General features: G+C 46.6%; 1 protein-coding gene. It reads left to right on the top strand.

Annotated elements, in window-relative coordinates:
• A partial coding sequence (locus R7E78_RS26395) for an ABC transporter permease (RefSeq protein WP_318058643.1) occupies nucleotides 1–732 on the top strand: 732 nt, incomplete at both ends.

The raw sequence follows: 732 nt of genomic DNA, 5'->3' as shown, positions 1-732 counted from the left end.
ACCTAATTGTCGGCGGACGCTCTGGCCAAGTGAACTTACTCCTGTATTCAGTCTTTCGTATCGGTAATGCCACCAATAATATCGATTGGAAAAGCTATCAAGAATTCAGCCAGCATCGCGCGGTTGATTGGGCAATTCCCATTTCGCTCGGAGACTCTCACAAAGGCTTTCGAGTGATGGGAACCAATCATAGTTACTTTGAGCATTATAAGTACGGAAGTAAGCAACCACTTACTTTCTCGAAAGGGAAAGAGTTCAATGGATTATTTGAAACCGTACTCGGATCGGACGTCGCCAAACAATTGGGTTACCAGATAGGCAGTGAAATCATCATTGCCCATGGTATCAGCGATGTTGGCTTCAGCCGTCACGATAAACTGCCATTCAAAGTTGTTGGTATTTTAGCTCCAACTGGCACACCAGTAGATAAGACTGTTCACGTCTCATTAGAGGCGATCGAAGCCATTCATGTCGGTTGGGAAAGTGGTGCACGCTTGGGCCCAACACCGGATGCCAAGGTATTACAAGAAAGGGATTTTCAACCAAAACAGATCACTGCCATGCTTGTGGGCTTGAAATCGCGCATTCAAACTTTTGCGTTACAAAGGCAGATCAACAACTACCCGAAAGAGCCTCTCAGTGCAATTATGCCCGGTGTCGCGCTACACGAATTATGGGGCATGATGTCTGTCGCAGAACAGGCCTTGATGGCGGTTTCTGGTTTTGTGGTTA

The sequence above is a fragment of the Vibrio sp. YT-19(2023) genome (assembly GCF_033337395.1).
This window is presented reverse-complemented; position numbering and strand designations above follow the sequence as displayed.